Genomic DNA, 14508 nt, shown 5'->3' with positions numbered 1-14508 from the left:
CTTGCTGGTCTCATTTATTTTATATTAGGCGCTTTGAATTTCTTACATTGCCTTCTTTATTTTCAGTGGGTATTTTCTCCAACGGTGAAACCTGACTTCGTCATTATTCCAATTTTTATAGGCTTAAATATTTATTTTTTGACTCGCGAGTTCATCTATAAATGCTTCCATTGGTGTGGCTATCATGCCTTACCTGAGTTAGTTGAGTTCGGGAGCGGACGCTATTCCTTTCACTTGCCTGTCTTCGAAAGACACACCGAAAACTATAAAATCTATTACAGTAAAAGATCAAAGAAACATCAATTTCTTTTCTTCGTAAGCTATATATTATATGTAAATTTAATTTTAGGAGTTCTTTTGCTCTTCTCATGTGTATACTGGGGTATTTTCATTGAGAGTTCATCGGAATTTCAAGATTGGCACGCTTTTCTATTTATTTTTTCACTAATCATCCTGTATATCTCTATTGAATCTTTATTTAAAAAATATAAACATTGGTTTAAAAATTATTTTAAACTAGATGATAAAATAGTAGAACGCGGCTTTCCGATATATACTTTAAAAGAAAAATAAAAGACAAACAATATTGTTTGTCTCTTTTGTTATGGGGTTTTCAGTCGGTCTCGCTCCGTAGCCGCGAGATAAATAAACAACACTTTAGAAGGAGACTTGTGCTTAAATCCCAGCAAAAGCTTTAATTTCATCTGCAGTCATAGAAGAATCACAACGAACAGAGACTTGGCCGTCTTGAACATGAACAAAACCAGGAACCGTCGGAATGCTGTATTCAGAGCGGAAGGCTTGCAGTTTCTCTAATTCGCTGCCTTCTTCGCTGTTGATGAAGAAAATATGCGCCTTAGTATCAGCGACAACGCCAGCAAGAGTAGCAGCGAATTTACGGCAGTAAGGGCAAGTTTTGCGACCTACGAAGAAAGTTGCTGTCTCTTTGTCAGCAATTGCTTGACGAGCACGGTCAACAGTTGTAACTTCTAAGTCTTTAATATTTTGAGCAAATTGTTCCATAAATAATCCTCATTTCTTTTGATAAAACTAGTATGCCATAAAAAGCAGAAAAATGCTTGATTTGGAAACGAAAAACCAGAGAATGTGAATTTCATTCTCTGGTTGATTGGTTGATAGTGTTATTTTACTTGATAAAGGCATTAATCTCTGCTTCAATAGCAGCAATTTTTGCTTGAGCATCCTCATTGCTATCACCGACAACGGCAATGTAGAATTTGATTTTTGGCTCTGTTCCGGATGGGCGGACAGCAATCCATGAACCATCAGCCAAGGTGTATTTCAGCACATCGCTTGGAGGAGTTGTCAAGTTTGTAACAGTACCATCTGCAGCAGTAGCAGTTTGAGTCTTAAAGTCTTCTACAACAGTGATAGCTGTTGCGTTCCATTCTTTTGGAGCATTATTACGGAACTTAGCCATGATAGCCTTGATTTGCTCAGCTCCATCAACACCTGACAGAGTGACAGAGATAGTCTTTTCAGCAAAGTAACCGTACTCTTTATAGATTTCTTCGATACCGTCAGCAAGAGTCAAACCGCGTGAACGATAGTAAGCCGCAAGCTCAGCTACAACCAAAACAGCTTGGATAGCGTCTTTATCACGTACGAATGGTTTAATCAAGTAACCGAAGCTCTCTTCAAATCCCATCATATAAGTGTGATTGTGCTTTTCTTCGAATTCTTGAATCTTTTCAGCGATAAATTTGAAACCAGTCAAGACGTTGAACATGGTTGCACCGTAGCTTTCAGCAATCTTAGTTACCAAGTCAGTAGAAACGATAGATTTGCAGAGAGCTGCGTTAGCTGGCAGAGTTCCAGCACTCTTATGAGCTTCCAAGATGTACTTAGCCATGATAGCTCCGATTTGGTTGCCTGAAAGGTTGAGGTAGCTTCCATCTTTTTGCAGAACTTCTACACCGACACGGTCAGCATCTGGGTCAGTTGCGACCAAGACATCTGCACCAACTTTACGGCCTAATTCCTCAGCTAAGGCAAAGGCTGCTTGGCTTTCAGGGTTTGGAGATTTAACAGTTGAAAAGTCAGGGTCTGGAGTTGCTTGCGCTTCAACAACTTGAACAGAGTCAAATCCTGCTTGGGCAAGAGCGCGACGGGCCAACATTTCCCCAGTACCATGAAGTGGTGTGTAGACAATTTTCATGTCCTTGCCGTATTCGTCAATCAGTTTTTGGTTGATATTGACATCTTTAACTTCCTTGAGGTATTCAGCATCAATAGCATCGCCAATCACTTCAATCAAGCCGGAAGCTTTTTCAGCTTCAACATCAGCTACCTCAATCGCAAAAGGATTTTCAATCGCACGGATGTAATCAGTCAATGCATCTGCATCATGCGGAGGCATTTGTCCGCCGTCTTCACCATATACCTTGTAGCCGTTAAATGGAGCAGGGTTGTGGCTGGCTGTAATCATGATACCAGCAAAAGTTCCCAAATGGCGCACTGCAAATGAAAGTTCTGGTGTTGGGCGTAGGCTTTCAAATACATAAGACTTGATGCCATGTTTAGCCAAGACTGCAGCAGATTCAAAGGCAAATTCTGGTGAAAAATGACGAGAGTCGTAAGCAATCGCAACACCGCGTTTTTTGAACTCATCACCTTTTTCTTCAATCAAGCGAGCCAAACCTTCGGTTGCCTGACGGACAACATAAATATTGATACGGTTGGTACCAGCGCCGATCAAGCCACGCATACCAGCAGTACCAAACTCAAGGTTTGTATAAAAGGCATCTTCCTTAGTTTTTTCGTCCATACCTTCTAACTCTTTCCGAAGATAGTCAGGAAGTTCAGCGAAGTCAAGCCATTTTTTGAAGTTTTCTTGATAGGTCATAGATGGAGTCTCCTTTATATTTAAGATAGAAAATCACTGTGTGGTTTTAAGAAAGGGCACAAGATTTTCTTGTTTGTTCAATCGCTTTCATTGTAACATATTTTCATATTTTTTGAAAGTACTGACCTAAAAAATAGTGAAATACTTTGAAAAAATGAGCATGCTTGGATCAAAAAAAATAATCACGCTAGGTGATTATTTTTTAAGTTTTTCAAGTGCTGGAACGATTGCAACTGTAAGGATAGCAGAAATAATCATTTCTGAGATTGCATTAGCTGAAAAAATCAATGCAAGCATAGCTTTGATGTCTCCATTGTAAACAGATGAAAATAGAATGAAAATTCCTCCGAGAACGAAGATGGTGTTAGTCATTGAGCCCACAGCACCAGCTAAAACTAAACCTGGCTTAGTTTTCATCCATTTGTAGACAAAATACGGAGTGATTCCGATTAAAATACGTGGAACCATAGCGATCATCAATGAATTGATGCTGCCGTTTTCTACAAAAGGACTGAAGAGGTAGCTAGTTGGCAGCAGGACAACGGTGTTGGTCACCACACTGATTACCCCCATCAGGGCTCCAAGAACAGCTCCAATTCGCGGTCCGTAGATAATACTAGCGATAATGACTGGAATATGGATAATGGTCGGTTTAATCGGAACCGGTAGTAGGTTGAAAATAACAGAGCTCAGCAGATGGAGCACTAACATAATAGCAAAAAAGATAGCAATTTGCGCGATACTAGATTGTTTTCTCATTTATAATTTCCTTTACTTTTTCTATAATAATATTGACATCAGCTAGAGCGCCAGTCCCATGATCTCCGCAAGCTAGAACAGCTTCACGCGGTTCGATAATCTCCCAGCCAAATTTTTTTAATCTTTCCAAATTGTGCTGAGTTAGGGGATTTTCATGCATCTTGGTATTCATGGCTGGTGCGATGGCTTTTTTGACATGAGACGGGAGAGCAAGGGCTGTAGCGGTTACCATATTATCCGCTAGACCATTAGCCAGTTTGGCGATGGTATTAGCCGTTGCGGGAGCGACTAAGAAAAGATTTGTTTCTTTGCCGATCTCAATATGGTTGACCTTGTCTGGCCTCGGCTCGTCCATAAGGTCAAGGGAAACAGGATTCTTTGATAAAACCTGTAAGGTCAGCGGGGTGATAAAGTGACTGGCAGCTTCCGTCATGAGAACAGACACACTGTAGCCTAGCTTACCCAGCTGGCTCGTAATATCTGCTGCTTTATAGGCCGAAATACTGCCCGTGACAGCGAGAGTAATATGGGTCATGAACTGTCTCCTTTCTGGATATGGCTTAACAATTGTTCAGCAATTTCTTCTTTGGAGAAAGCTTCTGTGACAGTGTTTGCACCAAGGAGGTAGGCGTGGTGTTGCCCACTAGTAATTTCAGTCAAATCGTTGGCTACAATTAATTCAGCTTGATTTTTTTCAAGGCTAGCTCTAGCAGTAGCCAGTAACTCTTCTTTAGAAACGCCAACTAAGAGCTTAAAGCCAATCAATCGAATATTGGGGTTCCATTCCTTGACCTTGCTGATGATTTTAGGATTTTTCTTGAGGAACAGTACCTGATAGTCATCAGCAGACGAAATCTTACTTTCAGAATTACTTTTTTCCAAAAATTTTACCAAATCTGAACTGGCAAGAACCTCCTCAAATCCTGCCATATAAACTGGTTTATAGTCAGAAACAGCCATCGAATGAATGAGTACGTCATGAGCAGGCACCAGTCCTTCCGTGGCTGTCAGGAGCTGTTCCGTATCTTCAATGATCTTAATCGTTAGGTTGTCATGCGGGTCAGGTTTGACAGCTTTAGCCGTTGTCAGCAGAGTCACCGAAGCACCCTCGGCCAAGCAATGCTCGGCTATCATTTTCCCAAGTTGACCCGTCGAATGATTAGTGATAGAGCGGACTTGGTCGATTTTTTCACTCGTTCCGCCAGAGGTAATCAATATATTCATAGCTTTATTCTACAAGAAAAAACGAATTTAGTAAAATAAAATAAACTTAATGTTTTATTCAGCTAAACTTATTTTTTCTATGAAAAACTCTATATCCTCTAAAAGAATATAGAGTAATTACCGAACGTTGTGTTGTTATTGGAGTTTAAATGTGCAGTTTTATATCATATTTGTTATAATAGTTTTATCAAATTAGAGGAGTTCCTAATGAAAACAGATATCGAAATTGCTCAGAGCGTTGCCCTACAGCCTATTGTGGATGTAGTAAAAAAGGTTGGTATTGACTACGATGACTTGGAGCTGTACGGAAAGTACAAGGCCAAACTCAGTTTTGACAAGATTCGTGAAGTAGCAGAAAATCCTGTCGGCAAGCTGATTTTAGTGACGGCAATCAATCCGACTCCAGCTGGAGAAGGTAAGTCTACCATTACCATTGGACTGGCTGACGCGCTTAATAAGATTGGCAAGAAAACAATGATTGCTATCCGCGAACCGTCCCTAGGGCCAGTGATGGGAATCAAAGGAGGCGCAGCAGGTGGTGGTCACGCGCAAGTTTTACCGATGGAAGACATTAACCTGCATTTCACTGGTGACATGCACGCCATTACGACTGCTAATAATGCTCTGTCTGCTCTCATCGATAATCATTTGCATCAGGGAAATGAGCTGGGTATCGACCAACGTCGCATTATCTGGAAGCGGGTGGTTGACCTGAATGACCGAGCACTACGCCATGTGACTGTCGGCTTAGGCAGCCCTCTCAACGGTATTCCGCGCGAAGATGGTTTTGATATCACGGTTGCTTCTGAAGTCATGGCGATTCTTTGCTTGGCAACGGATATTGAAGATTTGAAAAATCGCTTGGCTAACATCGTTATCGGCTATCGCTATGACCGCACGCCAGTCTATGTTCGTGACCTTGAGGTAGAAGGTGCCTTGGCTTTGGTATTGAAAGATGCGATTAAGCCAAATCTAGTACAGACTATTTACGGAACACCAGCCTTTGTTCATGGCGGACCGTTTGCCAATATCGCCCATGGCTGTAACTCGGTCTTGGCGACTAGCACAGCGCTACGCTTGGCTGATTATACAGTGACTGAAGCCGGCTTCGGTGCGGATCTAGGTGCTGAGAAATTCTTGGATATTAAAACTCCAAACTTGCCAACTTCTCCAGATGCAGTCGTGATTGTGGCAACCTTGCGTGCCCTCAAGATGAATGGTGGTGTGGCCAAGGATGCACTTACAGAAGAAAATGTTGAGGCGGTACGTGCTGGCTTTGCCAATCTCAAACGTCACGTTGAAAATATCCGTAAGTTCGGTATTCCAGCAGTAGTAGCTATCAATGAATTTGTCACTGATACGGAAGCTGAAATTGCTACTCTTAAGGAACTCTGTGCAGAAATCGGGGTTCCAGTTGAGCTTGCTAGTGTCTGGGCTGATGGGGCTGAAGGCGGTGTAGCTCTTGCTGAGGCTGTTGTCAAAACCATTGACGAAAATCCAGCAAAATACACTCGTCTTTATGACAATGACTCAACTATCGAAGAGAAGATCGAGAAGATTGTCAGAGAAATCTATCGTGGTTCAAAAGTGAACTTTGAGAAAAAAGCACAGACTCAGATTCGCGAAATTGTCAAAAACGGCTGGGACAAGCTGCCAATCTGTATGGCTAAAACACAGTATAGCTTCTCAGACAATCCTGCTGCTCTGGGCGCGCCAGAAAACTTTGAAATTACTATTCGTGAATTGGTACCAAAACTTGGGGCAGGCTTTATCGTGGCTTTGACAGGAGATGTCATGACCATGCCAGGATTGCCAAAACGTCCTGCGGCACTCAATATGGATGTTGCGGCTGACGGTACAGCGATTGGTTTGTTCTAATTGAATTTAAGATATAAGAAGAGGTTGGGCTAAATAGCGCTGGGCCTCTCTTTTTTTAGACTTAAATTCCAGATATTTTGATATAATAAAGCCATATTCCCATCACCTAGTTTTTGCTCATAGGAGGATGAACATTGAAAAAAAGAAGTCTCAAACAGGAATTAATTTATTTGGCCTCGGGGGAATCGATAAGTGTCGTGTCGTTCTGTATCGTGTATGTTCTGTATACGAAACCAGAGACTCGATTTGCTACATCCAGCGCCGTCCTTTATTTTCCACTGTTAATTCTTAATCTGATATTGGTTCAAGGTTCCCTCTATTGGCATAACTGTTTAAGACGAATCCAAAAGAAGAAGGCCTTGGATACTCAACTGCTTGCACCTCTTTATAAAGGGCTAAAAGCGCTGGATTTTATGATGCTGCTTGCATATATACCGATTTGGATCTGGTCTTTTAGAGTGAGTAGTAGCAGTAATATCATTATTGGAGTTTTACTTTGGTTGTTTGCCATCATTGAATTTGTAAATTATTTTTACTATCGCCTGTCTTACTATGCAATGGGAGGCCTAGGACTGCAAGTGATGAGGCCTCTCAAGTTATTATTGACGGGAAAAGCAGCCAAATCACAAATTGCAAAAGAAATTTCCTTATACGAAAAAAATATGGAGCATAAATAATGAAAAAGAAACATTTATTAATAACTCTTCTAAGCATTGCCCTTTTGACTTTGAGCGGTTGTCAGGCCGTTGAAAATTGGTTTAAAAATGCCAAGGAGGAATGGTTGGGGTTGGAGATGACGGTTCGCACCTATGATGAGAATTCTCAACTCATCGACCAAATGTCGGGCAAGTCCCTATCCATCTCGCGTAACGAGGAGTTTGACTCAGTTGATGCGGAAGGGAATTCCAAAGAAGACTCATCTGTGCTCAAAATAACCTTGGGTAAGTATGAGATTGATCATGTGGGTTCTTCCTTGATTGCAGAAGAAAAAGGCTTGAAAGATGTGTTTGCTCAATATCAAAAGACTGCAGATGTTGAGGAGAATAGCCATGCAGTCCCTGTTCTAAATCGCATGATTTCAGCCTTCAAAAACGAATTTACTGGCAAGAAGAAGGTCATTCTGATTCGCTCGCAAAATGGCACTCCACTGGCAGCTTATGCTGGGGACCGAGTCTCTCTCGATAAATCTGATGCTCCCAAAACTTCTGAGTTGCTGATTGATGGCAAGCGTCTCGTGATTTACCGCTGCGACTACACTATTTACGACCGTGAATTGCTGGAGTAAGCTATGGATGTAGAGGAATTACTTGAAAATCTGAAAGCAGTAGCTAAACCGGATGATGCAGTTGCTATGAAAGCCTATATGAAAAATAAATTTGAGTTTCTAGGAGTCAAGACTCCAGCTAGACGGAAGCTCACAAAGACTTTTTTCAAACAGCAGACTGACTTAGTCATTGACTGGAATTTCATAAATGAAGCTTGGAATTATCCCTATCGAGAACTGCAGTACACTGCGCTAGATTATCTGGAGATTCGCAAGAAACTATTGACACCATCTGACTTGCCACGTTTGAAGAAACTAGCTCAAACTAAGTCTTGGTGGGATACCATTGACTTTTTGGACCGCTTGGTCGGATCTATCATTGCCCGATTTCCAGAAACCAAAGAGATTATTTTATCCTGGAGTTGCGATAAAGATTTTTGGTTGCGGCGATTAGCCATTGATCATCAGCTATTGCGAAAAGAAGAAACAGACACGGAGCTGTTGGAGAAAATTTTAGTGAATAATCTAGGCCAAACAGAATTCTTTATTAACAAGGCCATCGGCTGGGCGCTGAGAGATTATTCCAAAACCAATCCAAACTGGGTCAAGGATTTCATAGAACGGCATCAGGCAGAAATGGCTGCACTTAGTATTCGAGAGGGGAGTAAGTATCTGTGATGGTTGACCAATCTTTATGGCTTGACATTTTCTACGCTATAGCTTATGATAGATAAGTGCGATGAGTCGATATGCAGATTTTTTGCAAATTGAAGCATGGGAGGTTATAAACGCAGGAGCGGACCTTGATCAGTTGTGTGAACCTGCTGATCACACGAAAGTGCCCTTATCCCCAGTCTACGGATTGGGGATTTTCTATTGCTCTTGACGAAACGAGACCGTAGGACGAAGTTGAGTCTTAGAGAGGCAAGACCGCTGGCCGAAGCTGATCTTAGAGAGATTGATATTAAGAGGATCAGCATAGTGAGCGGCTGAGTATTGTAACAAAATAAGGACATAATCCTTTAGAAATATTTTAGAAATATTTGCATTTTTCCTTAAAAATAGTATAATACTAGAATATACAAAATTTTTAGAAAATTCAGAGGTGGATTGTATGGGATATACAGTTGCTGTAGTTGGTGCCACTGGTGCTGTTGGCGCTCAAATGATTAAAATGCTGGAAGAATCAACGCTTCCAATTGATAAGATTCGTTATTTGGCTTCTGCTCGTTCAGCTGGTAAGGTTCTTCAGTTCAAGGGACAAGATGTTACTATCGAAGAAACAACAGAAACTGCCTTTGAAGGTGTGGACATCGCTCTTTTCTCAGCTGGTGGCTCTACTTCAGCAAAATATGCTCCGTATGCAGTCAAATCTGGTGCAGTAGTAGTGGACAATACCTCATATTTCCGCCAAAATCCTGATGTGCCTCTGGTTGTTCCAGAAGTAAACGCTCATGCACTAGATCAGCATAAAGGGATTATCGCCTGCCCTAACTGTTCAACAATCCAAATGATGGTGGCTTTGGAGCCAGTCCGTCAGCAATGGGGCTTGGAGCGTATCATCGTCTCAACTTATCAAGCTGTTTCAGGTGCTGGTATGGGAGCCATTCTTGAAACGCAACGTGAGCTGCGTGAAGTGTTGAATGATGGTGTGAATCCACGTGATTTGCATGCGGAAATCTTGCCTTCAGGTGGCGACAAGAAGCATTATCCTATCGCTTTTAACGCTCTTCCACAAATCGATGTCTTCACTGACAATGATTACACATACGAAGAGATGAAGATGACTAAGGAAACTAAGAAAATCATGGAAGATGACAGCATTGCAGTATCTGCAACATGTGTGCGTATTCCCGTCTTGTCAGCTCACTCTGAGTCTGTTTACATCGAAACGAAAGAAGTGGCTCCAATTGAAGAAGTCAAGGCAGCCATTGCAGCTTTCCCAGGTGCTGTTCTTGAAGATGACGTAGCTCATCAAATCTATCCTCAAGCAATTAACGCAGTTGGTTCACGCGATACTTTTGTAGGTCGTATTCGTAAAGACTTGGATGCAGAAAAAGGAATCCATATGTGGGTCGTTTCAGACAACCTTCTCAAAGGTGCTGCTTGGAATTCTGTCCAAATTGCTGAAACTCTTCATGAGCGTGGTTTGGTCCGTCCGACGGAAGAAGTTGTTTTTGAATTAAAATAAACTGTCTGAAAATACGTGACAGGTCGAGGATTGAATATCTGTCATTCAATCCTCTTTTCATACAAAGAGAGGTAAGTTTATGGCATACGCAGATTTGAAGAATTGTAAAATTATCACCGCTTTCATTACGCCTTTTCATGAAGATGGCTCCATCAATTTTGAGGCCATTCCGGACTTGATTGAGCACCTTTTGGCTCATCATACAGATGGGATTTTGCTAGCTGGAACGACTGCAGAGAGTCCAACTCTGACCCACGATGAAGAGTTGGAATTATTTGCGGCTGTTCAAAAAGTTGTCAAGGGACGTGTCCCTTTGATTGCGGGTGTTGGTACCAACGAAACGCGCGACTCCATTGAATTTGTCAAAGAAGTAGATGCATTTGGTGGTTTTGCGGCTGGTTTGGCTATTGTTCCCTATTACAATAAACCGTCTCAAGAAGGCATGTATCAGCACTTCAAAGCCATTGCGGATGCTTCAAACCTGCCGATCATTATCTATAATATCCCAGGACGGGTAGTGGTTGAAATGACGCCTGAGACCATGCTGAGACTGGCAGAACATCCAAATATTATTGGCGTGAAGGAATGTACCAGTCTGGCTAATATGGCTTATTTGATCGAACATCGTCCAGAGGAGTTCTTGATTTATACGGGTGAGGATGGTGATGCCTTTCATGCTATGAATCTGGGGGCTGATGGCGTTATTTCCGTTGCTTCTCACACAAACGGTGATGAAATGTTTGAAATGCTGGATGCTATTGAGCACAATAACATCAAAAAAGCAGCTGCTATCCAACGGAAATTCATCCCTAAGGTCAATGCGCTTTTCTCTTACCCAAGCCCAGCTCCAGTCAAGGCTGTGCTTAATTACATGGGATTTGCAGCAGGTCCAACCCGCTTACCGCTCGTTCCAGCTCCTGAGGAAGATGCTAAGCGAATTATCAAGGTCGTAGTTGATGGCGACTATGAAGCGACGAAGGAGACTGTTAAAGGGGTTCTAAGACCAGATTATTGATCGGCAAATTTGCTTTAGATTTTATATAGAGTAAGTAAGGTGTGATGAAATAATATGACAGAAAAGCATAGTCAACGAATCGAAGAGTACAAGGCAAAGCGCAGTCTGGAAAAGCTTGAGGGGAAGAGAGTTTACGACAAGCCAATTATTCGAACTGGTGATAAGGCAAGTTTTTATGGTGCAGGTCTAATTTTGTTAGGGTTTGGTTTGGGGGCTCTTTATCTACTTCTTACTGTTATAACAGATTGGGATTTAAAACTTTTCTCTCTCATCTGGGAAACACTTGCTGGATTAGGGATTGTTTTCAGTCTTTTTGGAGCGTTTAAAATTGGTCGATTAGAGTTACATACTGTGTCAATGATAGCAGACAAAGAGAAGAATTTTGACATTGAAAGGGCTTTTAATCTTTATAATGTCATCCACAAACCAACGAAGAAAGTTTTGCTTCAATACGATAGTGAAGATGATAGTTTGATTTCTCTAAACGCTGGGGGTGATTTATTAGTTGAGCTCCTAAAGAAAGTTGAGGAAGAGAAATTGCCTTTTAATAAGATTAACAAAACTCTGAAATTAGAAGAAGTGTCTGAAAATCATTGGAAAATGCAATATCGTTACAAGAAACAAGACATTGTATTAGAGGAAAGTGGTATATAGTATATGTATTATTAGCTTGATCTAAAAGGATTAATATTTATAGTTGTCTGAAAAATATTTCAAAAGGATTGCAGCTGAATGGCGCCTCGAAAGTTAGATAGAATTCTAAGAATAGAGGCTCGGCTCATCTCTGCAGTCCTTTTTCTAAATGTTTCATTCTTTTTGAAAAAAATAAGAAAAAATTGTATAATGATAGGGTAAGTTATCTCTTGAGAGGTGATGATAATGCAGGTTCGTAAGGCAAGCAAGGATGATTGGCAACAAATCCAAAAAATATGTAGAGAAACTTGGCTGACTACCTATAAAGATATTTATTCCTCTTCCTACATAGAGCGAGTGTTTGACATTTTCTATAGCCAGGAACGTTTATATAAGGACTTGACTGAACTTTCTCCTGAGTGGAATGGCTATTGGCTGGCAGCAGTAAATGGGCAGGTGCTTGGTTGCATTGGTGGTGGAATGAGTGAGGACGGCAGAGCCAATGTTTATGTTCTCTACGTCTTGCCGCAGGCTCAACGTTTGGGAATCGGCCATGAGTTACTGGAGACCTTGACAAGTTACCAAAAATCACAATATCAGGCTAGAGAGCAAGCCGTTACAGTAACTGAAGGAAATGCTATCGGTCTTCCATTTTATGAAAAAGAGGGTTTTGTCTTCGAGTCTGCCACTGAAAATTGGATTGATAGCAGTCAAGCCAGAGATTTACACTATATCAGAAATATATAAATAAAGGAGTATCTTATGAAAGTTATTAAACGCAGTGGGGAAGTCGTTGACTTTGACCCAGATAAAATCTATCAAGCGGTATTAAAAGCAGCTCAAACTGTTTATGTCTTGACAGACGACCTCCGTCAAAATCTAGCCTTGGTCACAAAAAAGGTCGTGTTAGATTTGGAAGAAGCTAAGGTTGAGCGGGCCACAATCAGTATGATTCAGTCTATGGTTGAAAACCGTCTCTTGGGAGCAGGCTATATCACTATTGCTGAGCATTATATTTCCTATCGCTTGCAGCGTGATTTGGAGCGTAGTGGTTACGGTGACCATATCGCTGTCCATTTGCATTTTGAGCAAATCCGATAACAATGCTGAAAAGCCCAGATGGGCTTTTTCTTTTTCAAAACTCAATATAAAAATTCAGTTCAAAGTAGATTTCTCTTCAAAATATGTAACCGTACTCAAAGATTTTTTCCTAGTTTTTATTAGAAAAAGACCTTTCAAAGCCAGTTAAATCAATATGTATAATCTGGACTTATGCTCTTCTTAATCTTTCTTAAGTAGACACTAGGACATATTAGATATAAAATGAAAGCGTCAACAAATACTGAGCTATAAAAATGAAAGCGCTCTTATACAAATAAAAACTATACAAAAGGAGTCAATAAAATGGCAACTAAAGAAGAAATTTTACGTGAACTATACCCTGAGGATCTTTTCCACTATGCTGATGGCTTGACATTGGGAGAAGCGGAAGTATTACAAGAAACTCGTCGTTTGATTGAAAAGCATCTTCGTCCAGTCATTAATGAATATTGGGAAGCACCTGATTTCCCATTTGAAGAATTCTATGCAGTTGCTAAAGGCGCTCAAATCATGAACAACCCTAAATTGTTCGAAGGTCGTGAAGGCAACTACAAACCATCAGAACTTTACATCGCATTCTTGTATTTGGAATTAGGCCGTTTCGATGCGTCTATAGCGACTTTCTTCACAGTTCATGGTGGACTTTGCTACAACACAGTCTTACTTGGTGGTGACGAGCGTCAACAAAAAGAATTCCTTCCTAAATTAGCTGCATTTGACTGGCAAGGATGTTTCGCATTGACTGAGCCGTTGTCAGGTTCTGACATTGCTGGAGGGCTTGCAACAACAGCTGAGCGTGTTGGCGATAAATGGATCTTGAACGGAGAAAAACGTTGGATCGGTGGATCAGATACAGCTGATGTTGTTCCAGTATTTGCCCGCGACGTTGAAGATGGAAAAGTGAAATGTTTCATCGTTCGTAAAGGTGCTCCTGGATATCATGCAGAACCAATCCCTCACAAAACAGCTCTTCGTTGCGTACGTAATGGCCACATTACTATGAAAAATGTGGAAGTTCCAGATTCAGACCGTTTGGTAAACATCAATGGATTTGGAGATGTAGCTCGTATCTTGACATTCACTCGTGCTGACGTTGCTCACATTGCAACTGCTATCACTTGTGGTTCATACGTAGCAGCTCTTAAATATGCTAAAGATCGTCAACAATTCAAACGTCCAATTGCTGCATTCCAAATCGTACAAGAAAAATTGGCTAGAATGCAAGCTAACGCAGTGGCAGTACTTTCATATTCAGCTCGTATTGCTGAAATGCAAGAAGCAGGTAATGAATTGATGCTGAACTCTGCACTTGCTAAAATGCACAACTCATTGGTAATGCGTGAAACAGTTGCACTTGCACGTGAAACATGTGGTGGTAACGGAATCACTCTTGAAACTGATGTAGCTCGCTTCTTTGCAGATGCTGAAGCAATCTACACCTATGAAGGTTCTCATGAAGTGAATGCTTTGATCGTAGGCCGTGAAATTACTGGTATTGGAGCATTTGTATAATAATGAATTTGGAACGATTGCTCAGCATTTGCTAGTAATCGTTCCGATTCTTTCTTTTTGAAGTT

Annotated in this window: 15 protein-coding genes; 10 read left to right on the top strand and 5 right to left on the bottom strand. The window is 41.1% G+C overall.

Annotated elements, in window-relative coordinates; genetic code table 11:
- Positions 1 to 675 precede the first annotated feature (675 nt).
- From PAN94_RS03570 to PAN94_RS03550, 5 genes are all read right to left on the bottom strand, one after another.
- Positions 676 to 1023, bottom strand: a complete 348-nt coding sequence (locus PAN94_RS03570; protein WP_285874641.1) for a DUF6568 family protein — start codon at positions 1021 to 1023, stop codon at positions 676 to 678.
- A gap of 124 nt (positions 1024 to 1147) precedes the next feature.
- Positions 1148 to 2866: a phospho-sugar mutase gene (locus tag PAN94_RS03565; RefSeq protein WP_285874639.1), complete on the bottom strand. Its 1719-nt coding sequence runs from the start codon at positions 2864 to 2866 to the stop codon at positions 1148 to 1150.
- A 195-nt stretch (positions 2867 to 3061) separates the two neighbouring features.
- Positions 3062 to 3625: an ECF transporter S component gene (locus tag PAN94_RS03560; RefSeq protein ID WP_125446530.1), complete on the bottom strand. Its 564-nt coding sequence runs from the start codon at positions 3623 to 3625 to the stop codon at positions 3062 to 3064.
- Positions 3609 to 4160 (bottom strand): phosphopantothenoylcysteine decarboxylase, encoded by a 552-nt coding sequence (gene coaC / locus PAN94_RS03555; protein WP_148886505.1) that lies wholly within the window; start codon positions 4158 to 4160, stop codon positions 3609 to 3611. Before coaC ends, PAN94_RS03560 begins: the two co-directional genes overlap by 17 nt.
- Complete coding sequence (locus PAN94_RS03550) at positions 4157 to 4849, bottom strand: phosphopantothenate--cysteine ligase (protein WP_285874634.1); 693 nt, start codon at positions 4847 to 4849, stop codon at positions 4157 to 4159. Before PAN94_RS03550 ends, coaC begins: the two co-directional genes overlap by 4 nt.
- A gap of 207 nt (positions 4850 to 5056) precedes the next feature.
- On the opposite strand from PAN94_RS03550, the gene PAN94_RS03545 reads away from it, so the two are divergent.
- The 10 genes from PAN94_RS03545 (at position 5057) to fadE (ending at position 14443) form a co-directional block, all read left to right on the top strand.
- Positions 5057 to 6727 carry a formate--tetrahydrofolate ligase gene (locus tag PAN94_RS03545; RefSeq protein ID WP_285874633.1) on the top strand — a complete coding sequence of 557 codons (1671 nt, stop codon included), beginning with the start codon at positions 5057 to 5059 and terminating at the stop codon, positions 6725 to 6727.
- Between the two features lie 134 nt (positions 6728 to 6861).
- Complete coding sequence (locus tag PAN94_RS03540; RefSeq protein WP_285874631.1) at positions 6862 to 7404, top strand: hypothetical protein; 543 nt, start codon at positions 6862 to 6864, stop codon at positions 7402 to 7404.
- The gene (locus PAN94_RS03535) at positions 7404 to 8012 is read left to right on the top strand and encodes a DUF5052 family protein (protein WP_285874630.1); all 609 of its coding nucleotides are present in this window, start codon (positions 7404 to 7406) and stop codon (positions 8010 to 8012) included. The genes PAN94_RS03540 and PAN94_RS03535 overlap by 1 nt, the downstream gene beginning before the upstream one ends.
- Positions 8013 to 8015: 3 nt before the next feature.
- Positions 8016 to 8669, top strand: a complete 654-nt coding sequence (locus tag PAN94_RS03530; RefSeq protein ID WP_285874629.1) for a DNA alkylation repair protein — start codon at positions 8016 to 8018, stop codon at positions 8667 to 8669.
- 436 nt (positions 8670 to 9105) lie between these two features.
- The gene (locus PAN94_RS03525) at positions 9106 to 10182 is read left to right on the top strand and encodes an aspartate-semialdehyde dehydrogenase (protein WP_285874628.1); all 1077 of its coding nucleotides are present in this window, start codon (positions 9106 to 9108) and stop codon (positions 10180 to 10182) included.
- 79 nt (positions 10183 to 10261) lie between these two features.
- Positions 10262 to 11197: a 4-hydroxy-tetrahydrodipicolinate synthase gene (dapA, locus tag PAN94_RS03520; RefSeq protein ID WP_285874626.1), complete on the top strand. Its 936-nt coding sequence runs from the start codon at positions 10262 to 10264 to the stop codon at positions 11195 to 11197.
- 54 nt (positions 11198 to 11251) lie between these two features.
- Positions 11252 to 11851 carry a hypothetical protein gene (locus PAN94_RS03515; RefSeq protein WP_285874624.1) on the top strand — a complete coding sequence of 200 codons (600 nt, stop codon included), beginning with the start codon at positions 11252 to 11254 and terminating at the stop codon, positions 11849 to 11851.
- A gap of 225 nt (positions 11852 to 12076) precedes the next feature.
- On the top strand, positions 12077 to 12577 hold the full coding sequence (locus tag PAN94_RS03510) for a GNAT family N-acetyltransferase (RefSeq protein ID WP_285874623.1): 501 nt from the start codon (positions 12077 to 12079) through the stop codon (positions 12575 to 12577).
- A gap of 15 nt (positions 12578 to 12592) precedes the next feature.
- Positions 12593 to 12931: an ATP cone domain-containing protein gene (locus PAN94_RS03505; protein ID WP_015604984.1), complete on the top strand. Its 339-nt coding sequence runs from the start codon at positions 12593 to 12595 to the stop codon at positions 12929 to 12931.
- Between the two features lie 303 nt (positions 12932 to 13234).
- Positions 13235 to 14443: an acyl-CoA dehydrogenase FadE gene (gene fadE / locus PAN94_RS03500; protein ID WP_005590354.1), complete on the top strand. Its 1209-nt coding sequence runs from the start codon at positions 13235 to 13237 to the stop codon at positions 14441 to 14443.
- The last annotated feature ends 65 nt before the right edge of the window (positions 14444 to 14508 follow it).

This window comes from Streptococcus sp. SC1, from assembly GCF_030272855.1.
Classification (GTDB): Bacteria; Bacillota; Bacilli; order Lactobacillales; family Streptococcaceae; genus Streptococcus.
Note: the sequence above shows the minus strand (reverse complement) of the source record. Positions and strands in the feature narration are given on the sequence as shown.